This is a genomic window from Streptomyces sp. NPDC047061, from assembly GCF_040643955.1.
Lineage (GTDB): Bacteria > Actinomycetota > Actinomycetes > Streptomycetales > Streptomycetaceae > Streptomyces.
Genome location: NZ_JBEYVI010000005.1, coordinates 37,124 through 59,930 on the forward strand (window position 1 = coordinate 37,124; position 22,807 = coordinate 59,930).

The 22,807-nt window shown below is 72.7% G+C and carries 22 protein-coding genes; 7 read left to right on the top strand and 15 right to left on the bottom strand.

Going from position 1 to position 22,807, the window contains the following annotated elements; translation table 11 throughout:
- Window positions 1-76 precede the first annotated feature (76 nt).
- Entirely contained in the window at window positions 77-802 is a 726-nt protein-coding gene (locus tag ABZ887_RS10785; protein WP_361285903.1) for an SCO3374 family protein, read from the top strand.
- Here the strand turns inward: ABZ887_RS10785 and ABZ887_RS10790 are convergent.
- From ABZ887_RS10790 to ABZ887_RS10835, 10 genes are all read right to left on the bottom strand, one after another.
- Window positions 781-1,116, bottom strand: a complete 336-nt coding sequence (locus ABZ887_RS10790; RefSeq protein ID WP_361285906.1) for an Lsr2 family protein — start codon at window positions 1,114-1,116, stop codon at window positions 781-783. The two genes, ABZ887_RS10785 and ABZ887_RS10790, sit on opposite strands and share 22 nt — an antisense overlap.
- Before the next feature lie 230 nt (window positions 1,117-1,346).
- On the bottom strand, window positions 1,347-1,880 hold the full coding sequence (locus ABZ887_RS10795) for an amino-acid N-acetyltransferase (protein WP_089099898.1): 534 nt from the start codon (window positions 1,878-1,880) through the stop codon (window positions 1,347-1,349).
- A gap of 9 nt (window positions 1,881-1,889) precedes the next feature.
- Window positions 1,890-2,339, bottom strand: a complete 450-nt coding sequence (locus ABZ887_RS10800) for a BlaI/MecI/CopY family transcriptional regulator (RefSeq protein WP_361285909.1) — start codon at window positions 2,337-2,339, stop codon at window positions 1,890-1,892.
- 150 nt (window positions 2,340-2,489) lie between these two features.
- Window positions 2,490-2,675 (bottom strand): hypothetical protein, encoded by a 186-nt coding sequence (locus tag ABZ887_RS10805; protein ID WP_361285912.1) that lies wholly within the window; start codon window positions 2,673-2,675, stop codon window positions 2,490-2,492.
- A gap of 68 nt (window positions 2,676-2,743) precedes the next feature.
- Window positions 2,744-3,361 carry a hypothetical protein gene (locus tag ABZ887_RS10810; RefSeq protein ID WP_361286694.1) on the bottom strand — a complete coding sequence of 206 codons (618 nt, stop codon included), beginning with the start codon at window positions 3,359-3,361 and terminating at the stop codon, window positions 2,744-2,746.
- 406 nt (window positions 3,362-3,767) lie between these two features.
- The gene (locus ABZ887_RS10815) at window positions 3,768-4,565 is read right to left on the bottom strand and encodes a type III pantothenate kinase (protein ID WP_359030816.1); all 798 of its coding nucleotides are present in this window, start codon (window positions 4,563-4,565) and stop codon (window positions 3,768-3,770) included.
- Window positions 4,566-4,569: 4 nt separating this feature from the next.
- Window positions 4,570-5,547: a carboxylating nicotinate-nucleotide diphosphorylase gene (gene nadC, locus ABZ887_RS10820; RefSeq protein WP_361285915.1), complete on the bottom strand. Its 978-nt coding sequence runs from the start codon at window positions 5,545-5,547 to the stop codon at window positions 4,570-4,572.
- 5 nt (window positions 5,548-5,552) lie between these two features.
- Window positions 5,553-7,298 carry an L-aspartate oxidase gene (locus ABZ887_RS10825; protein WP_361285918.1) on the bottom strand — a complete coding sequence of 582 codons (1,746 nt, stop codon included), beginning with the start codon at window positions 7,296-7,298 and terminating at the stop codon, window positions 5,553-5,555.
- The gene (panC, locus tag ABZ887_RS10830; protein WP_361285921.1) at window positions 7,295-8,317 is read right to left on the bottom strand and encodes a pantoate--beta-alanine ligase; all 1,023 of its coding nucleotides are present in this window, start codon (window positions 8,315-8,317) and stop codon (window positions 7,295-7,297) included. Before panC ends, ABZ887_RS10825 begins: the two co-directional genes overlap by 4 nt.
- Window positions 8,314-9,246, bottom strand: a complete 933-nt coding sequence (locus tag ABZ887_RS10835; protein ID WP_361285924.1) for a DUF2520 domain-containing protein — start codon at window positions 9,244-9,246, stop codon at window positions 8,314-8,316. The genes panC and ABZ887_RS10835 overlap by 4 nt, the downstream gene beginning before the upstream one ends.
- Window positions 9,247-9,432: 186 nt before the next feature.
- On the opposite strand from ABZ887_RS10835, the gene ABZ887_RS10840 reads away from it, so the two are divergent.
- Both ABZ887_RS10840 and ABZ887_RS10845 read left to right on the top strand, forming a co-directional pair.
- On the top strand, window positions 9,433-10,656 hold the full coding sequence (locus ABZ887_RS10840; RefSeq protein WP_361285927.1) for a beta-eliminating lyase-related protein: 1,224 nt from the start codon (window positions 9,433-9,435) through the stop codon (window positions 10,654-10,656).
- 122 nt (window positions 10,657-10,778) lie between these two features.
- Entirely contained in the window at window positions 10,779-11,876 is a 1,098-nt protein-coding gene (locus tag ABZ887_RS10845; protein WP_361285930.1) for a DUF5937 family protein, read from the top strand.
- A gap of 13 nt (window positions 11,877-11,889) precedes the next feature.
- On the opposite strand, the gene ABZ887_RS10850 is transcribed toward ABZ887_RS10845, so the two are convergent.
- On the bottom strand, window positions 11,890-12,564 hold the full coding sequence (locus ABZ887_RS10850) for a response regulator transcription factor (protein WP_361285933.1): 675 nt from the start codon (window positions 12,562-12,564) through the stop codon (window positions 11,890-11,892).
- Between the two features lie 96 nt (window positions 12,565-12,660).
- Complete coding sequence (locus tag ABZ887_RS10855; protein WP_361285937.1) at window positions 12,661-13,866, bottom strand: sensor histidine kinase; 1,206 nt, start codon at window positions 13,864-13,866, stop codon at window positions 12,661-12,663.
- Window positions 13,867-13,984: 118 nt separating this feature from the next.
- Between ABZ887_RS10855 and ABZ887_RS10860 the strand changes: the two genes are divergently transcribed.
- Window positions 13,985-15,007 carry an SAM-dependent methyltransferase gene (locus ABZ887_RS10860; RefSeq protein WP_361285940.1) on the top strand — a complete coding sequence of 341 codons (1,023 nt, stop codon included), beginning with the start codon at window positions 13,985-13,987 and terminating at the stop codon, window positions 15,005-15,007.
- A gap of 57 nt (window positions 15,008-15,064) precedes the next feature.
- Here ABZ887_RS10860 and ABZ887_RS10865 read toward each other — a convergent pair whose 3' ends face one another.
- Window positions 15,065-16,216: an NADH-quinone oxidoreductase subunit D gene (locus ABZ887_RS10865; protein WP_361285943.1), complete on the bottom strand. Its 1,152-nt coding sequence runs from the start codon at window positions 16,214-16,216 to the stop codon at window positions 15,065-15,067.
- A gap of 31 nt (window positions 16,217-16,247) precedes the next feature.
- On the opposite strand from ABZ887_RS10865, the gene ABZ887_RS10870 reads away from it, so the two are divergent.
- Together ABZ887_RS10870 and ABZ887_RS10875 are read left to right on the top strand one after the other, a co-directional pair.
- Window positions 16,248-16,751, top strand: coding sequence for a PH domain-containing protein (locus ABZ887_RS10870; RefSeq protein ID WP_361285946.1), 504 nt, complete (start codon window positions 16,248-16,250; stop codon window positions 16,749-16,751).
- Window positions 16,748-18,088, top strand: a complete 1,341-nt coding sequence (locus ABZ887_RS10875; RefSeq protein ID WP_361285949.1) for a PH domain-containing protein — start codon at window positions 16,748-16,750, stop codon at window positions 18,086-18,088. Before ABZ887_RS10870 ends, ABZ887_RS10875 begins: the two co-directional genes overlap by 4 nt.
- Before the next feature lie 183 nt (window positions 18,089-18,271).
- On the opposite strand, the gene ABZ887_RS10880 is transcribed toward ABZ887_RS10875, so the two are convergent.
- Window positions 18,272-19,489 (bottom strand): hypothetical protein, encoded by a 1,218-nt coding sequence (locus tag ABZ887_RS10880; protein ID WP_361285952.1) that lies wholly within the window; start codon window positions 19,487-19,489, stop codon window positions 18,272-18,274.
- A 97-nt stretch (window positions 19,490-19,586) separates the two neighbouring features.
- Window positions 19,587-20,699, bottom strand: coding sequence for an alpha/beta hydrolase-fold protein (locus ABZ887_RS10885; RefSeq protein ID WP_361285955.1), 1,113 nt, complete (start codon window positions 20,697-20,699; stop codon window positions 19,587-19,589).
- A 224-nt stretch (window positions 20,700-20,923) separates the two neighbouring features.
- Between ABZ887_RS10885 and ABZ887_RS10890 the strand changes: the two genes are divergently transcribed.
- Window positions 20,924-22,735: a phosphatidylglycerol lysyltransferase domain-containing protein gene (locus ABZ887_RS10890; protein ID WP_361285958.1), complete on the top strand. Its 1,812-nt coding sequence runs from the start codon at window positions 20,924-20,926 to the stop codon at window positions 22,733-22,735.
- Window positions 22,736-22,807: the final 72 nt, after the last annotated feature.

Sequence of the window (22,807 nt, forward strand, 5' to 3'; positions counted from 1 at the left end):
CCCGATTTCCGGCACCCTGCGCGGTCACACGTACACCCAGCGTAACTCTGGTGGCTCGGGGACGGTTGCACCCGGCATGGCTGGCACAGCGCCTCCGGCAGCTTCCACGGTCCCTCACCCCCGTCGTCCGTTCGATTCCGGTTCCGGCCCCGGTTCCGCGTGCGGCCCCGATTCCGGATCCGAGTGCGGTGCCGGTCCCGATTCCGGGCGGCCGGGCCGGCTCCGGCACTGGTACGAGAACGAACTGGGATGGGCGACGGTGCCCGCGACGCCCGGAGAGCCGCTACGGCTGGTCACGGGCAGGCGTTTCGACGTCCTTGAGGTGCCGGCGCGGGCGGGTGTGCGGGCGCTCGGGCACCTGGCGCCGGGCTCTCCGGTGGCCCTTCAGGGCGGCCGGATGCGGCTGCTGGTGGCCGCGGGCAGCGCGGAGGAGCTGCCGGGGCTGCTGGACTGGCTGGAGTGGGGCGCGCCGGCCCTCGGCCTCGATCTGCGGGCACTGGGCGCCGGGGGCGCGATGGACGCCCCGGTGCGGCCCGGGCCGGCGGCCGACGGGGTCCGGTCGTCGTCCGGACCCGGCGACGGGCCGTGCGGGCCCGTACAGGGGGCCGCCGTCTGGTTGCGGCCCCCCGAGTCGGGGTGCGAGGTCGAGGCCTCGCTGCCGACGCTGTCGGCCATGGGGGGCGTGAAAGGCGCCCCCGATCTCGTACGGCTGGTGAACACGGTGGCCACGGAGTGCCACCGCATCCGGCTGCGGCGCGCGGGCCGCGGGCCGGAGGGCTGTCAGGCGTTGGCGTCCTCGTAGGCCTGGCGAATCGTCGCGGGAACACGGCCGCGGTCGTTGACCTCGTAACCGTTCTCCTTGGCCCACGCGCGAATCTGCGCGGTGTCCTGGCTGCCGCCGGAAGCCGCACGGGCCTTCCCACGTCCACCCGCAGCACGGCCGCCGGTACGCCGACCACCCTTGACATAGGCGTCGAGAAGACCGCGCAGCTTGTCCGCATTGGCGGTCGTGAGATCGATCTCGTACGTCTTGCCGTCCAACGCGAACGTCACGGTCTCGTCCGCCTCGCCGCCGTCGAGGTCGTCGACAAGAAGGACCTGAACCTTCTGTGCCACCGGATTTCCTTTCATCGAAAACTTCAGGGCCGGGGGTGTGCGGCGTCCGCCGTTTCGCCGCCCCCTGTTATATGCAGTACTGCAGTACGTCGGAAAGCAAACCGCTTTTGCGGGAAAAACACAAACCCCTGGGAGAGACCGAGGGGCCCGCTCCCACCCGGAAACATGCGCGTTTCGGACATAGGGCACCTGGGCAAGGCGGGTCGCCCGGAATAGCTCCCTCTTGACGATCACAGATGCAGAAGCATCCGGCTGTTGCCCAAGGTGTTCGGTTTCACTCGTTCGAGTCCGAGGAACTCCGCGACACCCTCGTCATAGGAACGCAGCAGCTCCGCGTAGACATCGGTGTCTACGGGCGTCTCGCCGATCTCCACGAAGCCGTGCTTCCCGAAGAACTCGACTTCGAAGGTCAGACAGAAAACGCGGCGAACACCAAGCCAACGCGCGGTCTCCAGCAACTTCTCCAGCAACTGATGACCGACACCGGCGCCCTTGAGGCTCCGGTTCACCGCGAGAGTGCGTACTTCCGCGAGGTCTTCCCACATCACGTGCAGAGCGCCGCAGCCGACCACCTCGGCGTTGTCGTCGCGTTCCGCGACCCAGAACTCCTGGATGTCCTCGTAAAGCGTCACGGTGGCTTTGTCGAGCAGGATGCGGTCGCGAACGTACGCGTCGAGGAGGCGGCGCACCGCCGGGACATCGCTGGTCCGGGCCCGCCGGACGGTGATGGCTTTTGCGGTGACTTCGGGGCGCGTCGCTGACATGAGCGGACGCTATCGCCCGCGGGTGTCCGCCACGGAGCCGGGGTTCTCCTCTCGCGGGGCTTCCCGGCCTTCCCTCTCTTCCCGCCGTTCCCGGCTATCCGGACCCTGCACGATGCGCACGGCGTCCTGCAGGGCCTGCCGCTGTTCGTCGCTCATCATCCCGAAGAAGGCGACGAGTGCGGCGGCCGGGTTGTCGCTCTGCGACCAGGCGTCGTTCATCAGGGCGGCGGCGTAGGCGGCCCGGGTGGAGACGGCCTCATATCGATAGGCGCGCCCTTCGGCCTCCCGCCGGACCCAGCCCTTCTGATGGAGATTGTCCAAAACGGTCATCACCGTGGTGTAGGCGATCGACCGTTCCTGCTGAAGGTCTTCCAGGACTTCCCGAACGGTCACCGGGCGGTTCCACTTCCACACCCGCGTCATGACCGCGTCTTCGAGTTCTCCCAATGGGCGAGGCACAGCTCAGAACAATAGTGGGAGATCCGGCCAATGACGTGCCGGACGTGCACTTTCATCAGCAAAGGCGAACAAAAAGGGCGTACGGCTCGGAAAGCGCGCCCTCGACGGGCGACGCGCGGCGAGCCGTACGCCGGGAGACCGCGGCTCGGTTCAGGCCCCGTCGGGCTTGGAGACGGCGGCCTGGCGGGCACTCGCCGCGCGCTCGAGGGCGGCGTCCACGGCCGCGTCCTCCTTGGCCTTGGCGGCCCCGCCCTGGGTCTTCACGATCACCCGGACCAGACCGATGAAGAAGACGGCCATGACGACCGGAGGCAGCAGCGCGGAGACGTAGTCCATGCGTCCAGAGTAGCCACGGGGTACCGGGCGAAAGGGGCGGGGTGGGCGAACCGCCCCCGGACGGCCGCTCAGCCCGCGGCGAGCTGCTGCGGGGGCCCGGCCGGCGGCGAGGCGGGCCGGCGTCTGGGGAAGACCTCGCCCGGAGTCGGAATGGGCCGCTTCGGCGCGTCAGGCTCGGGGGCCGCGGGCTGCGGGGCGGGCCGTTCGGCGGGCTTCTCCTTGGGCTTCTTCTCCGGCTCCTTGGCCACGCCGCCCGGCAGGGCCGTCAGCCGGACCCTGGAGGCCGGAACGGCGGGGGCGGGCACCTTCCGGGCCCCCTGGGCGAGCCGGGCCCGCACGTCGCGCTCGGCGAGGTCCTGGCAGCGGCCGAGCAGTGCGGCGGCGCCGGCGTTCCCCCGCAGCGCCCGCAGCGCGGCGAGATCGTCCGGGGTGGGCCGGTACCCGGCCCCCAGCGCCTCCTCCAGGAGGGCGAGGTAACCGGCGACGGTCCCCGGCAGGGCGGCGCGGTACCGGGCCAGATCGGCCATCAGGAAGGCACGAAGCCGGGCCCCCTCGCCGATCGCCTCGTCGAGCGACTCGGCGAGCCGATGACAGTCCTTGACGTCCTCGGCGGAGACGGGACCGGGGTGAAGGGCGAGGGCGAGAGCACGGCGGAGCACACGCAGCTCCTCCGCACCGAACACCATGCCGCCGCGGGATCCGTATGGCGTGGGCATGGTCCGAAGATACGCGTAAATCAGACAAACTCGACATACCGCACGGGTGTGGCGCCCCACCGCCACCCACCTGGCCGCCGCCGACCAGCAAGCCGCCACTCCCCAGCCCGTCCGTCGTCTGAGGTTGCCTTTCACCCCGTCCGGCGTTTGAGGTTGCCTTTCAGCCCGTCCGGCGGGCACCCCCTCCAGCCCGTCCGGCGCTTTGCTGTTGCTTTTCAGCCCGTCCGGCGTTTGAGGACGAGGCCGTCCAGGCCGAAGCGGGGGCCCGGGGGCGGCAGCCCCCGAAACGGGCGGTCGAAGGGGGCCCACCCCCTTCAAGGACGGGACGGGTAGGGGCGGCGGGGGCGAAACACCCACACCCGCCCCCACCCACCGCTCACATCCGCGACACGTTCCGCTCGTACACCAGCCGCAACCCCACCAGCGTCAGCCACGGCTCGTGCTCGTCGATCACCGACGACTCCCCGAGCACCATCGGCGCCAGCCCACCCGTCGCGATCACCGTCACATCGTCCGGATCATCGGCCAGCTCCCGCGCCATCCGCCCGACCACCCCGTCGACCTGCCCGGCGAACCCGTACACGATGCCCGACTGCATGGCCTCCACCGTGTTCTTCCCGATCACGCTCCGCGGCCGCGCCACCTCGATCTTCCGCAGCTGCGCGCCCTTGACGCCCAGCGCCTCCACGGAGATCTCGATACCCGGCGCGATCACACCCCCGACGTACTCCCCGCGCGCGGACACCGCGTCGAAGGTCGTCGCCGTACCGAAGTCGACGACGATCGCCGGCCCCCCGAACAGCTCGACGGCGGCGACCGCGTTGATGATCCGGTCGGCGCCGACCTCCTTGGGGTTGTCGGTGAGGATCGGCACCCCGGTCTTCACCCCGGGCTCCACCAGCACCGCCGGCACGTCGCCGTAGTACCGCCGGGTGACCTCGCGCAGCTCGTGCAGCACGCTCGGCACGGTCGCGCAGATCGCGATCCCGTCGATGCCGTCGCCGAGCTCGTCGCCGAGCAGCGGGTGCATGCCCATCAGGCCCTGGAGGAGCACCGCCAGCTCGTCGGCGGTACGGCGCGCGTCCGTGGAGATGCGCCAGTGCTCGACGATGTCCTCGCCGTCGAAGAGGCCGAGGACGGTGTGGGTGTTGCCGACGTCGATGGTGAGGAGCATGGGGTCACTCCGCCTCGCGCAGATCCAGGCCGATGTCCAGGATCGGCGAGGAGTGGGTGAGGGCGCCGACGGCCAGGAAGTCCACGCCCGTGTCGGCGTACGCCCGCGCGTTCTCCAGCGTGAGCCGCCCGGACGCCTCCAGGAGCGCGCGCCCGCCGACGATCGCGACGGCCTCCTCGCACTCCATCGGCGTGAAGTTGTCCAGCAGGATCAGGTCGGCGCCCGCGTCGACGACCTCGCGCAGCTGGTGCAGGGTGTCGACCTCGACCTCGATCGCCAGCTCCGGGAAGGCCTCGCGGACGGCCTTGAAGGCCTGGGCGACACCGCCGGCGGCGATCACGTGGTTGTCCTTGACGAGGGCCGCGTCGGAGAGCGACATGCGGTGGTTGACGCCCCCGCCGCTGCGCACCGCGAACTTCTCCAGGGAGCGCAGCCCCGGAGTGGTCTTGCGGGTGTCCCGCACGCGTGCCTGCGTACCCTCCAGCTCGTCCGCCCACGCGCGCGTGGCCGTCGCGATGCCGGAGAGGCGGTTCAGGATGTTGAGCGCGCTGCGCTCGGCGGTGAGCAGGTCGCGGGTGCGGGTGGTGATCGAGAGCAGCTTCTGCCCGGCCTCGACCCGGTCGCCGTCCTCGACGTGCCGCTCGACCTCGAACTCGTCGGTGCAGACCACGGAGACCACGGCCTCGGCGACCCTGAGGCCCGCGACGACACCGGCCTCGCGCGCGACGAAGTCGCCGGTGGCCACGGCCTCCTCGGGGATCGTGGCCACGGTCGTCACGTCCAGGCCGCCCGCCAGGTCCTCCTGGACGGCCACGTTGGCGATGTCCTCGACCTCGATGGGGTCGAGTCCGGCCGCGGCCAGCAGCTCGGCGAGCGCGGGGTCGAGCCCGCACTCCAGGTACTCCTCGTCGCCCTCGGCGCCGCAGGCACAGCCGTCGCCGCAGCCGCCGCCGTCGGCGAGGGGAAGGTCGTTGGTGCTCACGTCTGTCACTGCTCCTGGTGTGGCTGGTGGGGCCGGGTAGGGGGGAAGTCTGCGGTGTCGGTGGTGGCCACCGCCAGCGTGCGGTCCGGATTCAGCCGTACGACGATGTGGCGCTCCCACCGGGCGTCGTCGCGGTCGGCGTGGTCCTCCCGCCAGTGGCAGCCGCGGGTCTCCTCGCGGCGGCGGGCCGCCTCGACGAGCACGCGCGCGACGCACAGGAGGTTGGTGGCCTCCCAGGTGTCGACGCCGGGCTCGGCGGTCTTGCCGTTCTCGTCCAGTGCGCCGCGGGCGTCCGCGTGCAGCCGCTGGAGCTGTTCGGCGGCCCGGGCGAGGGACTCCTCGGAGCGCAGCACGCCGGCGCCCTCGGTCATGATCCGCTGGATGGCGAAGCGGGTCTCGGGGGCGAGCAGCGGGTGCGCGGGCTTCTCGGGGTGCGGGACCGGTGCGGGCACGCGCGCGTGCAGGCCGTGCTCCGCACGGGCCGCCGTGATCTCGGCGGCGATGCTCTCGGCGTAGACGAGGCCTTCGAGGAGGGAGTTGGAGGCGAGCCGGTTCGCGCCGTGCACGCCGGTGCACGCGACCTCTCCGCAGGCGTAGAGCCCGGGGACGGTCGTGCGCCCCCGCGCGTCGGTGCGTACGCCCCCGGAGGCGTAGTGCGCGGCCGGCGCTATCGGGATGGGCTCGGTGACCGGGTCGATGCCGTTGGCGCGGCAGGCGGCCAGGATGGTCGGGAAGCGGTGCTCCCACATGTCGGCGCCGAAGTGCCGGGCGTCGAGGTACATGTGCTCGGCGTCCTGCTCCTGCATGCGCCGCATGATGCCCTTGGCGACGATGTCCCGGGGCGCCAGTTCGGCCAGTTCGTGCTGTCCCACCATGAAGCGCGTGCCGTCCGCGTCGACCAGGTGGGCACCCTCGCCGCGGACCGCCTCGGAGACCAGCGGCTGCTGGCCCTCGGCGTCCGGGCCGAGGAAGAGCACGGTCGGGTGGAACTGCACGAATTCGAGGTCGCTGACCTCGGCGCCGGCGCGCAGGGCCAGCGCCACGCCGTCGCCGGTCGACACCGACGGGTTGGTGGTGGCGGAGAACACCTGGCCCATGCCGCCGGTCGCGAGGACGACCGCGGGGGCGTGCACGGCGCCCACGCCGTCGTGCTGGCCCTCGCCCATGACGTGCAGGGTGACACCGGCCGTACGGCCCTCGGCGTCGGTCAGCAGGTCCAGGACGAGCGCGTTCTCGATGGCGCGCAGCCCGCGCGCGCGTACCGCCTCCACGAGGGCCCGGGAGACCTCTGCGCCGGTGGCGTCGCCGCCCGCGTGCGCGATCCGGCGCCGGTGGTGGCCGCCCTCGCGGGTGAGGTCGAGGCCGCCCTCGGAGGACTCGTCGAAGATGGCGCCGGTGTCGATGAGCCGCCGTACCGCGCCGGGGCCCTCGGTGACCAGGATCCGTACGGCGTCCTCGTCGCAGAGTCCGGCGCCGGCCACCAGGGTGTCCGCGAGGTGCTGTTCGGGGGTGTCGCCCTCGCCGAGGGCCGCGGCGATGCCGCCCTGCGCCCAGCGCGTGGAGCCGTCGTCCAGGCGGGCCTTGGTGACGACGACCGTGGTCAGCCCGGCGGCCTGGCAGCGCAGGGCGGCGGTCAGCCCGGCCACCCCGGACCCGACGACGACCACGTCCGCCGAGATGCTCCACCCGGGGGCGGGCGCGTGCAGCCGTATGCCGGTGGTGGTGCCTGTGCTGGTGCCTGTGCTGGTCACGAGGCGGCTCCGAGGGTTCCGAAGGTGAGCGGAAGGTTGTCGATCAACCGGGTCGTCCCGACCCGGGCGGCGACGGCGAGGACGGCCTCTCCGGTGAAGTCGTCGTCGATCTCGGTGAAGTCGGACGGGTCGACCAGGGCGAGGTAGTCCAGGTGGAGCGGCGGGTCGTAGTGGACCGCGTCGTCCAGGACCTGGCGGGCGGCCGCGCGGACCGCCGCGGCGGCGTTCGGCACGGCCTTGGCGACGGCGTGCGCGTCGGCGGCCGCGCGGGATTCGCCTATGGCGCTGAGCGCCTCGGCGCGCGCCCGCGTGGACGGCACTTCGCGCGCCCGCGCGCGCAGCGCCTCCTGTGCCGCGTGCCGGTCGCGGCCGGCGAACAGCGCACGGGACAGCGTGAGCGCCGTGCGCCGCTCGTCGGCCGACAGGTAGCGGTTGCGACTGGACAGTGCGAGCCCGTCGGACTCCCGCACCGTCGGGACGCCGACGATCTCGATGCCGAAGTTCAGGTCGCGCGCCATGCGCCGGATCACGGCAAGCTGCTGGGCGTCCTTCTGCCCGAACAGGGCCACGTCGGGGCGGGTGAGGTGCAGCAGCTTGGCGACGACCGTGAGGACGCCGTCGAAGTGCCCGGGGCGGGAGGCGCCCTCCAGGAGCGTGCCCATCGGCCCCGCGGTGACCCGCACCTGGGGCTGCCCGCCCGGGTAGACCTCGTCGACGGAGGGGGCGAACACGGCGTCCGCGCCCGCCTGTTCCGCGATCTTCAGGTCGGTGTCCAGGGTGCGCGGATAGCGGTCGAGGTCCTCGCCCTGCCCGAACTGCAGGGGGTTCACGAAGACGGTGACGATCACGAGGCCCTTGCGGCCGACGTGCTCGCGGGCCGCCCTGACCAGCGTGGCGTGCCCCTCGTGCAGGGCGCCCATGGTCATGACGACGGCGGTGCGGCCCGATTCCGCGAAGTGGTCCTGCACGTGCCTGAGGTCGTCGACGGTGGGGGCGAGTTCGAAGGGGCGGCGGCTCATCGGTCTTCCCCGTTCTGCGGCGTGTGCGTCCCCGTGGCGAGGACACCGAGCAGGTCCTCGGCGAGCTCCGGCTTCAGCAGGCCGTGCGCGAGCGCCCGGTCGGCCGTCGCGCGGGCCATCGCCAGGTAGCCGTCGACGGCCTGCGGGGCGTGCCGGCGCAACTCCGTGACGTGCGCGGCGACGGTGCCGGCGTCCCCGCGCGCGACCGGCCCGGTCAGCGCCGCGTCGCCGGAGCGCAGGGCGTTGTCCAGGGCTGCGCCGAGCAGCGGGCCGAGCATCCGATCGGGGGCCTCGACACCGGCGGTGCGCAGCAGCTCCATGGACTGGGCGACCAGGGTGACCAGGTGGTTGGCGCCGAGGGCGAGGGCCGCGTGGTAGAGCGGGCGGTTCTCCTCGGAGATCCACTCCGGTTCGCCGCCCATCTCGATGACCAGGGCCTCGGCGGCCAGCCGCAGCTCCTCGGGCGCGGTCACCCCGAACGAGCAGCCGGCCAGCCGCTGCACGTCCACCGGCGTCCCGGTGAAGGTCATCGCCGGGTGCAGGGCCAGCGGCAGCGCGCCCGCGCGCAGGGCCGGGTCCAGGACCCTCGCGCCGTACCGGCCGGAGGTGTGCACGAGCAGGTGGCCGGGCCGTACGGCGCCGGTCTCGGCGAGGCCGGTGACCAGGCCGGGCAGGGCGTCGTCGGGGACGGTCAGCAGGACCAGGTCGGCGCGTCGGAGGACCTCGGCGGGGGGTACCAGCGGGACGTCGGGCAGCATCGCCTCGGCGCGCCGCCGGGAGGCGTCGGAGACCCCGGAGACGGCCACCGGGCGGTGGCCGGCGAGCTGCAGCGACGCGGCCAGCGCGGGGCCCACCCGGCCGGCGCCGACGACACCGACGGTGAGCCGCGCGGGGCGGTCGCCGGGGTCTGGCTGTTGGACTGTACTCACGCGAGGGTGGCCTTCCCGTTCCAGTCCGCTCTGGGTACCGGACGATTTCTCGTCATGTTAACGCTATCCGGTTCGGGGCCGATTGGCCGTCCACAGGCTGTGGGTGACGGGTCACACCGGTGGCACGGAAAGGCGGCACGGAAAATGCGAGGCCCCCGCTGGACGGGCCAGGGCATCATCCACGGCATGAGCGATACGACGACGGCCCAGGACGAGACGACGGCCCGGGACGAAGAGCCGAAGGAACCCCTGTCGGCGGAGGAGCGGATGCGGGAGCGGCGCGCCGCCGCCTACCGGGGGGCCACCCGTGTCCTCGCGCGCACGGGCCTGCGGGCCCCGCTCCGCGAACGGCTCGCGCGGCTCCAGGAGGCGGCCCCCGAGGTGTACGACCTGGACGAACCGTCGGACATCTACGGCAACGGCGTCGTCGAGGCCCTGGAGCGGCGTGTCGCGGCCCTGCTGGGCACGGAGGCCGCCGCGTTCTTCCCGACCGGCACGATGGCCCAGCAGGTCGCCCTGCGCTGCTGGGCGGCCCGCACCGGCAACCCCACGGTCGCCCTGCACGCCCTCGCCCACCCCGAGGTGCACGAACGCGACGCCTTCCGTGAGGTGGCCGGCCTGCGCACCGTGCGCGTCACCGGCGAGCCCCGGCTCCCCACGGCCCAGGAGATACGCGACTTCGCGGAGCCCTTCGGGGCGCTGATGGTGGAGCTGCCGCTCAGGGACGCCGGTTTCGTCCTGCCCTCCTGGGAGGAGCTCACGGAGCTGGTGGAGGCGGCGCGGGAGCGCGACGCGGTGGTGCACTTCGACGGTGCGCGCCTGTGGGAGTCCACCGTCCACCTCGGTCACTCCCTGTCCGAGATCGCGGACCTGGCGGACAGCGTCTACGTGTCGTTCTACAAGTCCCTCGACGGCTTCGGCGGCGCCGCGCTGGCCGGCCCGAAGTCCCTGGTCGAGGACGCGAAGACCTGGCGCCACCGCTACGGCGGCATGGTCTTCCAGCAGTTCCCGACGGCGCTCGCGGCCCTGATCGGTCTGGAGCACGAACTCCCCCGCCTCCCGGACTACGTACGGCACGCGCGCGTGGTGGCCGCGGCCCTGCGCGAGGGCTTCGCCGGGTCGGCCGTCCCCTGGGCCCGCGTCCACCCCGGGGAACCGCACACCCACCAGTTCCAGCTCTGGCTGCCGTACGACGCGGACGTACTGCTGGAGGCGGCGGTGCGCCAGGCCGAGGAGACCGGCACCTACCTCTTCGTCGGCTTCTGGGACACGAAGGGCCCGGGCCTGTCCATGACCGAGGTGACGGTGACGGCCGAGGGCCTGGACTGGACGGCGGAGGACGTGCGGACGGCGGTCGCGGACTTTGTGGGGCGATTGCCTGGAACGCCGCGAGCTGAAGCGCCCCTTTAGGGGCGCGGGGCTGTGTTTGACATGCGGCTGCCGCCGCGTGGGCGCGAGCAACCACACACCAGCGGCACCCGCCGCCGAACTCACCTGGCACCCCGGTAGGCGCGGCAAGGCACGATGGACATATGAGCGTACGTATCGACATAGCCGGGCTGCGCCCCGAGCGCGTCACCGTACCCTCACCGCTGGCCGAACTCGGCATGGCGCTGCACGCGCTGTCCGAGCCGGGGCACCACCCCGGCCTGCAGGGCTGGGTGACCGGCGTGACCGCCCGTATGGAGCCGCATCTGGCCGACCGGATGTGCGACGCGGACTTCCTGTGGCGGTCGACGTTCTCGGACCTGTTCCTGCCGTACGCGGCCGTCCCGGTCGCCGTCCCGGGCGGCACCCTGGCCGAGGAGCTGGACCAGCTGGACAGGCTGTCGGACGAACAGTTCGTGGACGCGGCGCTGGAGTTCACGTGCGCGCTGTCGTACGGCATCGAGGTACCGGCTCTGCTCTCGGACCCCGCCGCGCGTCGGCGGGCGCTGGAGGTGGCCGCCTCGCGCGGTCCGCGGCAGGTCCGGTTCGCCCGGCGGCTGCTCGACGATCCGCCGAGCGTACGTACCTGGCTGCGCCGGTTCCTGGCGGACTGCGCCGAGGCGTTCTTCGACGAGGCCTGGTCCCGGCTGCGCCACCAGCTCGCGGCCGACGCCCGGCACAAGACGGAGCTGCTGCGCCGCAAGGGGCTGGCCGAGGCGCTGGCGGCGGTCTCCCCCGCCGTGACGCTCGACGAAACGGGCGCGCGGATCACCGTGGACAAGCTCACCGACGGCCACGCGCGCGTGGCGGCCGACGGCCTGCTGATGGTGCCCACCAGCCTGGGCCGGCCGCATCTGATGGTCCTGCACCGCTACGGCTGGCAGCCGGTGCTGCACTACCCGGTCGGCTCGCCCGGGCTCGCCTCGCCCGCGTCCGTGGAGGAGCTGACGCTGCGGATGGCGGCGCTGTCCCATCCCGTCCGGATGCGGCTGTGCCGGCAGCTGGCGCGCAGCGCCCACACCACCAGCGAGCTGGCGCAGGTGCACGGCCTGTCGGCGCCGGAGGTCTCCCGGCATCTGGGGGTGCTCAAGAAGGCGGGCCTGGTCACGACGCGCCGCCGCGGGCGTTACGTGCTGCACCAGCTGGACGTCACGGTCGTCGCCCGGCTCGGCAGCGACTTCCTGGAGGGGATGCTCCGCTAGCCGCGGCGCATCGTCACAGGTGCCCGCCGCCCGCCCGCACCAGCCCGGTCTCGTAGGCCAGCACGACCACCTGCACGCGGTCGCGGAGCCCGAGCTTGGTCAGGATGCGGCCCACATGGGTCTTCACGGTGGCCTCGGACAGCACCAGCCGGCTCGCGATCTCGCCGTTCGACAGGCCCTGTGCGACCAGCACCATCACCTCGCGCTCGCGTTCGGTGAGCCGGTCCAGTTCCTGCTGCCGGGGCTCCTTGCCGGCGGAGGGCAGCATCGGCGCGAAGCGGTCGAGCAGACGCCGGGTGGTGGAGGGCGCGACGACGGCGTCGCCGCTGTGCACGGAGCGGATGGCGGTCAGCAGCTCACCCGGGGGCACGTCCTTGAGCATGAAGCCGGAGGCGCCCGCCTTCAGCCCCGAGAAGGCGTACTCGTCGAGGTCGAAGGTGGTCAGGATGAGCACCTTGGGCGCGTCGGGCTCCGCGCAGATACGGCGGGTGGCCTCCACGCCGTCCAGCTTGGGCATGCGCACGTCCATCAGGACGACGTCCACGGCGGTGGTCCTCAGCACCTGGATGGCCTCGACGCCGTCGCCCGCCTCCGCGACGACCTCCATGTCCGGCTGGGCCGCGAGCACCATCCGGAACCCGGTGCGCAACAGCACCTGGTCGTCGACGAGCATCACGCGGATCGTCATCGGGTCCTCTTCCGTTTCTTGTTCGGCCGTTCGGCTTCTTGTTCGGCCGTTCGGCCGGGGGGCGTGACAGGTGTCAACCGAGGGCGTGCGTACGCGTCAATGCGCTGGTTTGAGCGGCAGCAGGGCACTGATGCGGAATCCTCCGCCAGGGCGGGGGCCCGCGTCGAGGGTGCCGCCCACCATGCCGACCCGTTCGCGCATGCCGATCAGGCCGTGGCCCTGACCGTCGGCGCCGCCGTCCTCGTACATCTCGTGCGGGGCGCCCTTGCCGTCGTCCTCGACCAGCAGGCCGAGTCCGTCGTCGAAGTAGACCAGCCGCACGCTGGCGCCCGTGTTGGGGCCGCCGTGCTTGCGGGTGTTGGTCAGCGCCTCCTGCACAATCCGGTACGCCGTGAGCTCGACACCGCTGGGCAGCGGGCGCGGGGTGCCCTCGACCTTGAAGTCGACGGGCAGGCCGGAGCTGCGGCACTGCTCGACGAGGTCGTCGATCTGCTCGACGTCGGGCTGCGGGACGTACTCGCCGACCTCCTTGTGCTCGCCGGTGCGCAGCACGCCCAGCAGGCGGCGCATCTCGGCGAGGGCCTGGCGGCCGGTCGAGGAGATCGTCTCCAGGGCCTTCTTCGCCTGGTCGGGGGCGGCGTCGAGGACGTAGGCGGCGCCGTCGGCCTGGACCACCATCACGGACACGTTGTGCGCGACCACGTCGTGCAGCTCGCGCGCGATCCGGGCGCGCTCGGCGGCGACCGCGACCTTGGCCTGCGCCTCGCGTTCCTTCTCCAGCCGCGCGGCCCGCTCCTCCAGCTGCGCGAAGTAGGCGCGGCGGGTGCGCATGGAGTCGCCGAGCACCCAGGCGAGCACGAACGGCACCGTCTGGAACAGCACGATCGCGACGTGCCCCGGGAAACTCGCCTCCTGCTGCGGCCACCTGATCTGCGCCAGGGGCGCCGCGCACAGCCCGGCGTAGAGACCGAACCGGGACGCCCAGCGCGCGCCGACGGCGGCGTTCGTGCAGACGATCACCAGCATGGCGAAGTTGGCGACGGTCGTCTCCACGTCCAGCACCAGCTGGGCCAGGCCGGTGGCCGCGGCCAGCAGCAGCATCGGCTCCGGGTAGCGGCGGCGCAGCGCGACGACGACGCTCATCACGACGGACACGGCCAGCATGGCGGCCCTGGGTCCGTGGTGCCCCTCGTTCCCGCCGAGCTTCCAGATGCTCGCGCCGGAGATCCCGAGCAGGGCGACGGCCCAGAAGCTGTCGACCCATGTCGGGTGCCTGCGGAGGAAGTCATAGAGGCGCTGCACGTAACCCAGAGTAGGGAAGCGTGATAGGTGCAGGGGTCAACCGGAGGGCCGATCCCTGTTCCGCACGCGTACTCCGCAAGGTGGAGAAGGTGATCACCTGTGCGCCTAGTCTGGCCCGGTGACGGATGAGGCGACGCGAGAGACGGCCGAGGACGCCCGTGGCTGGCGGGCGGCCACCGAGGCGGCCCTGTACGGCCCCGGCGGCTTCTACCGCCGCCCGGAGGGCCCGGCCAGGCACTTCCGTACGTCGGTGCACGCCTCGCGGCTGTTCGCCGAGGCCGTGGCCGAGCTGCTGTGCCGGGTCGACGAGGCCCTGGGCCGCCCCGGGACGCTGGACTTCGTCGACATGGGTGCCGGCCGGGGCGAGCTGGTCACCGGCGTGCTCGCGGCCCTGCCCGCCGACGTGGCGCCACGCGTGCGTGCGTACGCCGTCGAACTCGCCGACCGCCCGCCGGGCCTTCCCGACCGGATCACCTGGCTGACCGAACTCCCGCGCACGGTCACCGGCCTGCTCTTCGCCAACGAGTGGCTGGACAACGTGCCGGTCGAGGTCGCCGAGGTGGACGCGGCCGGGGTGTCCAGGCTGGTGCAGGTCCGCCGCGACGGCGGAGAACTGCTGGGGCGGGCGGTGTCGGGCGCGGAGGCGGAGTGGCTCGCGCGGTGGTGGCCGCTGGGTGGCGAGCCGGGGCTGCGCGCGGAGATCGGGCTGCCCCGGGACCAGGCGTGGGCGACCGCCGTCACCAGCCTCCAGCGAGGGCTCGCGGTGGCCGTGGACTACGCGCACACCGTGGCCGCGCGCCCCCCGTTCGGGACGCTCACCGGCTTCCGGGAGGGGCGCGGGACGGCGCCCGTGCCGGACGGGTCGTGCGACATCACGGCGCACGTCGCGCTGGACGCCTGCGCGGCGCTCGACCCGGCGCTGAGGCTCCCCGAGGCGCTCCTGTGCACGCAACGCGACGCCCTGCGCGCCCTGGGCCTGATCGGCGCACGCCCCCCGCTCACGCTCGCCTCCACGCACCCCACGGCCTATGTGCGCGCCCTGTCGATCGCCGGAGAGGCCGCCGAACTCACCGCCCCCGGCGGGCTGGGCGACTTCGGCTGGCTGCTCCAGCCGGTGGGCATCGAGAACCCGTTGCTCTAGCCGCCCGCCCCAGGTGCCGTCGGCCCTGTACGCCGCCGGCCCTCTGCCGCGTCGGCCCTATTTGTCGATGTCCCCCACCACGAAGAACATCGACCCGAGGATCGCGACCATGTCCGCCACCAGCGTCCCCGGCAGCAGTTCGGTCAGGGCCTGGATGTTGTTGTACGACGCCGAGCGCAGCTTCAGCCGGTACGGGGTCTTCTCGCCCTTGCTGACGAGGTAGTAGCCGTTGATGCCGAGGGGGTTCTCGGTCCAGGCGTAGGTGTGGCCCTCGGGCGCCTTGAGGACCTTGGGGAGCCGCTGGTTGATCGGTCCCGGCGGCAGGTCGGCGAGCCGGTCCAGGCAGGCGTCGGCCAGGTCCAGGGCGATGTGCGTCTGCTCCAGGAGGCACTCGAAGCGGGCCAGGCAGTCGCCCTCGGTCCGGGTGACCACCCTGAGGGTGTCCTGGAGCTCGCCGTAGGCCAGGTAGGGCTCGTCGCGGCGCAGGTCGAAGTCGACGCCCGAGGCGCGCGCGATGGGGCCGCTCACGCCGTACGCGTGCACGGCCTCCGGCGCGAGGGCGCCCACGCCCCGGGTGCGGCCGCGGAAGATCTCGTTGCCGAGGACCAGGTCGTCGAAGACGTCCATGCGGGAGCGCACGGCGGAGACGGCGCCACGCGCGCGTGCGGCCCAGCCGGCCGGCAGGTCCTCCTTGAGGCCGCCGACCCGGTTGAACATGTAGTGCATGCGCCCGCCGGAGACCTCCTCCATGACGTTCTGCAGCACCTCGCGCTCGCGGAACGCGTAGAAGACCGGGGTGATCCCGCCCAGCTCCAGCGGGTACGAGCCGAGGAACATCAGGTGGTTGAGGACCCGGTTCAGCTCGGCGAGCAGGGTGCGCGTCCACACCGCGCGGACGGGCACCTCCATGCCCAGCATGCGCTCCACGGCGAGGACCACGCCCAGCTCGTTGGAGAAGGCCGACAGCCAGTCGTGGCGGTTGGCGAGCATGATGATCTGCCGGTAGTCGCGCGCTTCGAAGAGCTTCTCCGCGCCGCGGTGCATATAGCCGATCACCGGCTCCGCGGAGACGATCCGCTCGCCGTCCAGCACGAGCTTCAGCCGCAGCACGCCGTGCGTGGAGGGGTGCTGGGGGCCGATGTTGAGCACCATGTCGGTGCTCTCCGCGGCGCCGCCGATCCCGACCGTGGTCTCCGTCGTAGGCGTCATGGACCCAGTCTCCCCTACGTACGCTGGCCCTATGGAGACGGGGAGCGCGGCCGGTGCCGAGACGACGGGGACCGAGCCGGAGTGGACAGGGCTGCCGCCGGGGCTGCTGCGGATGCGCCGGCTGCTGCTGGTGGTGTGGCTGGGGCTGCTCGCCCTCGCCGTGGGACTGCTGACGGGCCTGCTCGCGGGCCCGGTGTGGGCGGCCTTCGCGCTGCTGCCGCTGGCCCTGCTGGCCTGGGGCTGGGTGCTGCTGGGCCGCAACTGGCGCTCCTGGCGGTACGCCGAGCGCGCCGACGACCTGCTGATCAGCCGCGGGGTGCTGTGGCGCGAGGAGACCGTGGTGCCGTACGGGCGGATGCAGCTGGTGGAGGTGACCTCGGGGCCGGTCGAGCGGTACTTCGGGCTCGCCAGCGTGCAGCTGCACACCGCGGCCGCGGCCACCGACGCGACGATCCCCGGGCTCGACCCGGCCGAGGCGGAACGGCTGCGCGACCGGCTCACCGAGCTCGGCGAGGCCCGATCGGCGGGGCTGTGACCGCCCCGGGCGTCGAGGGCGCCATAGACACGGGCCAGACCGCGGGCAAGGCCGTGGGTGAGCGGCGGCTGCACCCGGTGACGCCGTTCCGGCGGGCGTGGGCGCCGGTCGCGGTGCTCACCGGCTGGGCGGTGCACGACCCGAACCAGGCACAGGAGCAGCTGACGAAGCTGACCACGACCATGTTCCTGGGCGGGCTCGCCGTCCTGGTCACGGCGGGAGCCCTCTACGGCTTCCTGACCTGGTGGTTCACGTACTTCGCGGTGACCGACAGCGAACTTCGGATACGTACCGGCCTGCTGTTCCGGCGCACCGCGCACATCCGGCTGGAGCGGATCCAGGCCGTCGACGTCACCCAGCCGCTCCTCGCGCGCGTGGCGGGCGTCGCCAAGCTGCGCATAGACGTCGTCGGCACCGACAAGAAGGACGAACTGGCCTTTCTGGGGCAGGGTGAGGCGCGTCGGCTCCGCGCGGAGCTGCTCGCGCGCGCCGCCGGGTTCGCGCCCGAGACGGCGCGCGAGGTCGGCGAGGCACCCTCGCACGAGCTGATGCGCGTGCCCCCGGGCAAGCTCGCGATCTCGATCCTGCTGACGGGTGCCACCTGGGGCTCGCTGGCCGCCGCCCTCGTCGCCCCGCCGTTCCTCTGGCTGACCACCCACAGCGTGTGGACGGTCCTCGCCACCGCCGTGCCGCTGCTCGGCGCGGCGGCCACGACCAGCGTGGGGCGGTTCGTCGGGGAGTACGACTGGACGGTCGGGGAGTCCCCGGACGGGCTGCGCATCGACCACGGGCTCCTCGACCGCACGCACGAGACGGTGCCGCCGGGCCGGGTGCAGACCGTGCGGATCGTGGAGCCGCTGATGTGGCGGCCGCTGCGCTGGGTGCGAGTGGAGCTGGACGTGGCCGGGTCGGCGAACTCCGTGCTGGTGCCGGTCGCCCCGCGCGCGGTCGCCGAGTCGGTGGTCGCGCGCGTGCTGCCCGGCGCCACCGTGCCCGGGGAGCTGCTGCGGCCGCCGGGGCGGGCCCGGTGGTGCGTGCCGCTGTGGTGGCGCGGGTACGGGCTCGCGGTCACGGACGCGGTGTTCGCGGCCCGGCACGGGCTGCTGCGCCGGCGCCTCGCGCTCGTCCCGCACGCCAAGGTACAGAGCGTACGGCTGACCCAGGGGCCCTGGGGGCGGCTGTGGCGGCTCGCGGACGTGCATGTGGACACGGGGGCCGACAAGACCGTCACAGCCCGTCTGCGGGGCGCCGGGGAGGCCGGGTCGCTGCTGCGGGAGCAGGCCGAGCGGTCACGGACGGGGCGCCGGACCGCGCGCCCGGACCGCTGGATGGCCTGACGGCCGGACCGGTCGGTGGTCGGGTGCGGGTGAGTGGGGGCTGGTCGCGCAGTTCCCCGCGCCCCTAAAAGCAGGTCGGCGCGGTGAGCGCCCTTCAGGGGCGCGGGGAACTGCGCGACCGGCCACGACGGCGCCGCACCCGACCACCGACCGTCCCCGGCTCGGCTCGGAACCGCCGCGTGTTCAGGACGCGGCGCTGCGCAGGCCGCCGAGGTTGATCTGCTCGGTCTCGTCGTGCGCGGTCAGGTCGATGACCTGGCCGACGCCCCGCGCCTGCGCGTCGGCGGGCTTGAACTCGGCCTCGGCCTCGGTCTTGTGGAGCGCGAGCGCCTCCTGGCCGACGACGTCCGCGAGGTCCTCGTTGTGCATGGCGTCCAGGCCGCCCGCCGACGCGCCCTTCTGGGTGCCGAAGAAGTCGAAGCCGCCGGTGACCAGCGGGCGCGGCATCGGCGCGGCCGGCAGGACCGCCACCGCGGTCGGCACCGTGAAGTGGCCCGAGGGCTTCACGGAGTTGGCGGACGGTGCCGTCGTGGGGCGGGCCTCCTGCTCGGCCGGCTCCGGAGTGGTGTCCTCCGGACCGTCCGTGGTGGCGGCGGCCGCGTGCGTGTGCCCGTCGGCCGCCTCGGGCTGCCCCTGCGCCTCGTCCTCCGGCGCGCTCTCGCTCTTCGGGGCCGCGGGCTCGGCGGCCGTCTCCGCCGTGCTCTCGGCGCCCTCGGTGTCCGCGTCGGCCTCGGCCGCCGGGGTGTCCTTCTCGTCGAACCGGGCCAATGCCACCTTGGCCCGCAGGAACAGCTTGGAACCCTCGGGCGAGAAGATCGCGGGAGTCGTCCCCTCGACCGTCAGCTCCTCCAGCTCCTCGGCCTTCTCGTCGACGGCCGCCGTGGACTCCTCCGCCTCGTCCGCCTCGTCCGCGCTGCGGGCGGCCGGGAGCTCGTTCGACGGCGCGGTGGCCTCGATCTCCAGCAGGCGCCGGCCCTCCAGGGCGCTCGCGCGCTCGGTCTCGGCCGTGGCGTAGCGGCGCAGCAGGGACGCGTGCTCGTTGCGCAGCCCCGCCAGCTCCGACCGCTTGGCGCGCAGCCGCTGCTCCAGCTTGGCGCGCAGCTCCCGCGACTCCTCCAGGTCGGTCTCCAGCTCGGCGATCCGCTCCTCGTGGCGCCACTCGTCGCTCGCACGCGCGCGTGACAGGTCGGCCACCTGCTTGCCCGCCTCGCTGTCCCAGCGCCGCATGACGGCGGCACCGACGGCCGCGGTGGCCGCGGCTATCGCGGCCAGGGTGCGCAGCACCGTCGGTTGGGAGAACAACCAGGGGCCCAGAGCGCAGACGAGGGAGACACCGGCGATCGCCGAGGGAGGCAACAGCCTGTGCAGGGGCGGTGAATGACGGTGGCGTCCACGTGGCATGGCCAGAAACTTACCGCGCGTAGGCGAATCGTGGTGCCCCGGGCCGTAAAAACACAGCGACAACGAAGTCTTCACACGGTATCGGCAGGGCCGGGACTCAGCGGTCGCTCAATCGGCCGCTGATCCACTCGAGCGTCGCGGGGATCTCGCGGCGCCAGGTATTGAAGTTGTGGCCGCCGCTGTCGAGGATGATCGACGAGATCCGGGTCGGCTTCACGGCCTCGACGGACGCGATGAATTTCAGCGTGGCCTTGTAGTTCGTTTCCCCGACTTTGCTGCTGGTGACCAGCAGGGAGGTGTCCGGGGCGGGCTCGTGCTTCAGGAACCACCAGAGGTCCGCACGGTTCTGGAGATTCCGGTCGCCCTGGAAGAGGTCGCCGGTCGTGGCGTCGAGCGGCGCCTTGTACGACGGGGAGAGCCCGGCCCCGGCCCCGTACACGCCGGGGTGGTGCATCGCGAGCTTGAGCGCGCAGTACCCGCCCGTCGAGTCGCCGACGATCCCCCAGCCGCCCGGCTTCCCGGCCGCCCGGTAGTGCGCGCGTACGGCGTCGGGCAGGTCCTTGGCGAAGAAGGTCTCGGTCTGCGGACCGCGCGGGACGTCCACGCACTCGGTGTCCCTGGGCGGTGCGACGGTGGGCCGCAGCATCACCAGGATCGTCGGCCGCATCCGCCCGGCCCGGACCAGGTGCTGTGCCGTGCGCGGGTAGTGCAGCTTGTCGACCAGCGCCCGCGCGGTGCCGGGATAGCCGCTGAGGACCACCACCACCGGGAACGCGCGCGTGCGGTACTGCGGCTGGAAGTACTCCGGCGGCAGGTACACGTACGCGGGCGTGACGATGTGGGTGGTACGGCCGGCTATGCCGACCTGCTGGATCTGACCGGCCGTCCGGGGCAGCGAGCCGCCCATGCCGTGCACCGCTGACGTGGACACCACCCGGACCGGGCCGGACGCATGGTCGACGACGACGCCCTGGTCGGTTTCCGTGCCGAGCAGGTCCCCCCAGCTCGCGTAGAAACCGAAGGCCTGGTTGACCGCTATCCCGACGCACGCGAAGAGTGCCAACTGGGTGGCCAGCAGAAGACCGACGCGACCACTGACGGCCCGCCAGTTCCGGCGGCCCAGCCGTGGCCACAGCCACACCGTGCCTACGAACAGCAGTACGGCGAACAAGATCACCAATGCCAGCAACTTATTGCTCGTGAGACCCATGAGGTGCTTCCTGCCTGCGCTTTCCCCCGTGACCACCACCGCTTTCAGCGAGGCTTGCCCCGGGCTTTCCCTGGCCTTTGAACCGGCTTTCCGATGGGGAGTGAACCTCTCCCCCCGAGACACCGTCCTAGAGGGCGCAATGTCGCCGGATGCCCGAATCGGGCCCGGATTCAAGGTCTCTCGCAGAACTACGGGATGCGATGTCTGTCAGGATAGATGGGGAAATGTCGGGTGAGGTTCCGAGCCGATCAAGCCGGGCGCGGCGCATAGTCCGTGGCCCGCGCCCTGAGGCCGTCCCCGCTCTGGTCGGCAGGGCGTGCGCGGTCGTGGGCGTCCTGGACATTGCGGCGGGCGTCTTCCCGCGCTTCCGTCACAGCCGTATGCACGCCATGGCCGAGGTACTGCCCGGCTCGCTCGGCCCGTTCGCCGCCGCGCTCTCGCTCAGCGTCGGCGTGCTGTTGCTGCTGCTCGCCCACGGGCTCAAGCGGCGCAAGCGGCGGGCGTGGCGGGCCGCGGTCGCGCTGCTGCCGGCCGGCGCGATCTCGCAGTTCGTGTACCGGCACTCGGTCATCGGCGCGCTGATCTCACTGGCCCTGTTCGTGCCGCTCGTGATCCACCGCGACGAGTTCAAGGCGCTGCCCGACCCGCGCAGCCGGTGGCGGGCGCTCACCAACTTCGTGCTCATGAGTGCCGGTTCGCTCGCCCTCGGCCTGGTCATCGTGAGCGCCCACCCCAAGCGCACCATCGGCGACCCGAGCCTGGCCGACCGCATCACCCACGTCCTGTACGGCCTGTTCGGCTTCGAGGGCCCCGTCGACTACGAGGGCTCCACCTCCTGGACGGTCGCCTTCTCCCTCGGCGCCCTCGGCCTGATCACCGCCGTCACCACCATCTACCTGGCCTTCCGCCCCGAACACCCCGCCGCACACCTCACCGAGGAGGACGAGGCCCAGCTGCGCGCCCTCCTGGAGAAGCACGGCGCCCGCGACTCCCTCGGCCACTTCGCGCTCCGCCGCGACAAGGCGGTCGTCTTCTCCCCCAGCGGCAAGGCCGCGGTCACCTACCGCGTCGTCTCCGGCGTCATGCTCGCCAGCGGCGACCCGATCGGCGACGTCGAGGCCTGGCCCGGCGCCATCGAACGCTTCATGGACGAGGCCAAGGCCCACTCCTGGACCCCCGCCGTCATGGGCTGCTCGGAGACGGGCGGCGAGGTGTGGACCCGCGAGACCGGCCTGGACGCCCTCGAACTCGGCGACGAGGCGGTGGTGGACGTGGCGGATTTCTCGCTCGCCGGACGCGCGATGCGCAACGTGCGCCAGATGGTCAAGCGCATCGAGCGGGCCGGCTACGAAACCCGGGTACGGCGCATCCGTGACCTCGGCGAGGCCGAACTGGACCGCATCCGCCGGGCGGCGGAGGACTGGCGCGGCACCGACACCGAACGTGGCTTCTCCATGGCACTGGGCCGCATCGGCGACCCCGCCGACGGCGACTGCCTCATCGCCACCGCCCACAAGACCGACGAGCAGCCCGGCCAGTACGGCGATCTCAAGGCGATCCTGCACTTCGTGCCCTGGGGCACCGACGGCGTCTCGCTCGACCTGATGCGCCGCGACCGCTCCGCCGACCCCGGCATGAACGAACTGCTCATCGTGGCCGCCCTCCAGGCGGCCCCGAAGCTCGGCATCACCCGGATCTCGCTCAACTTCGCGATGTTCCGCTCGGCGCTCGCCCGCGGCGAGAAGATCGGCGCCGGACCGGTGCTGCGCGCCTGGCGCGGACTGCTCGTCTTCCTCTCCCGCTGGTTCCAGATCGAGTCCCTGTACAAGTTCAACGCCAAGTTCCAGCCCCGCTGGGAGCCGCGCTTCGTGGTCTACCGGGCCTCCGGCGACCTCCCGCGCATCGGCCTCGCCGCCATGCAGGCCGAGGGCTTCGTCAGCCTCGCCCTGCCGCTCCCCCGCTTCCTGCGCCGCCGGCCCGCCGCCGCCCGCCCGTGCGCCCACAGCGTCGCCGAACAGGGTGTACGCGCCGCCTGACCCCATGACCGGCCCGAGCGGCCGCCCCGCCCCCTCCGGCCCGGGGGCGCCGCTCGGGCCACCGGGGCTGGC

Bases quoted from the DNA above. Each gene is read 5' to 3' on its own strand.
- ABZ887_RS10890 (WP_361285958.1), top strand. From the start codon at position 20,924: ATGTCGGGTGAGGTTCCGAGCCGATCAAGCCGGGCGCGGCGCATAGTC.
- ABZ887_RS10815 (WP_359030816.1), bottom strand. From the start codon at position 4,565: ATGCTCCTCACCATCGACGTCGGCAACACCCACACCGTCCTCGGCCTC.
- ABZ887_RS10850 (WP_361285933.1), bottom strand. From the start codon at position 12,564: ATGACGATCCGCGTGATGCTCGTCGACGACCAGGTGCTGTTGCGCACC.
- ABZ887_RS10810 (WP_361286694.1), bottom strand. From the start codon at position 3,361: ATGGTGTTCGGTGCGGAGGAGCTGCGTGTGCTCCGCCGTGCTCTCGCC.
- panC (WP_361285921.1), bottom strand. From the start codon at position 8,317: ATGAGCCGCCGCCCCTTCGAACTCGCCCCCACCGTCGACGACCTCAGG.
- ABZ887_RS10880 (WP_361285952.1), bottom strand. From the start codon at position 19,489: ATGCCACGTGGACGCCACCGTCATTCACCGCCCCTGCACAGGCTGTTG.
- ABZ887_RS10885 (WP_361285955.1), bottom strand. From the start codon at position 20,699: ATGGGTCTCACGAGCAATAAGTTGCTGGCATTGGTGATCTTGTTCGCC.
- ABZ887_RS10805 (WP_361285912.1), bottom strand. From the start codon at position 2,675: ATGGACTACGTCTCCGCGCTGCTGCCTCCGGTCGTCATGGCCGTCTTC.
- ABZ887_RS10795 (WP_089099898.1), bottom strand. From the start codon at position 1,880: ATGTCAGCGACGCGCCCCGAAGTCACCGCAAAAGCCATCACCGTCCGG.
- ABZ887_RS10840 (WP_361285927.1), top strand. From the start codon at position 9,433: ATGAGCGATACGACGACGGCCCAGGACGAGACGACGGCCCGGGACGAA.
- ABZ887_RS10865 (WP_361285943.1), bottom strand. From the start codon at position 16,216: ATGACGCCTACGACGGAGACCACGGTCGGGATCGGCGGCGCCGCGGAG.
- ABZ887_RS10870 (WP_361285946.1), top strand. From the start codon at position 16,248: ATGGAGACGGGGAGCGCGGCCGGTGCCGAGACGACGGGGACCGAGCCG.
- ABZ887_RS10785 (WP_361285903.1), top strand. From the start codon at position 77: ATGGCTGGCACAGCGCCTCCGGCAGCTTCCACGGTCCCTCACCCCCGT.
- ABZ887_RS10845 (WP_361285930.1), top strand. From the start codon at position 10,779: ATGAGCGTACGTATCGACATAGCCGGGCTGCGCCCCGAGCGCGTCACC.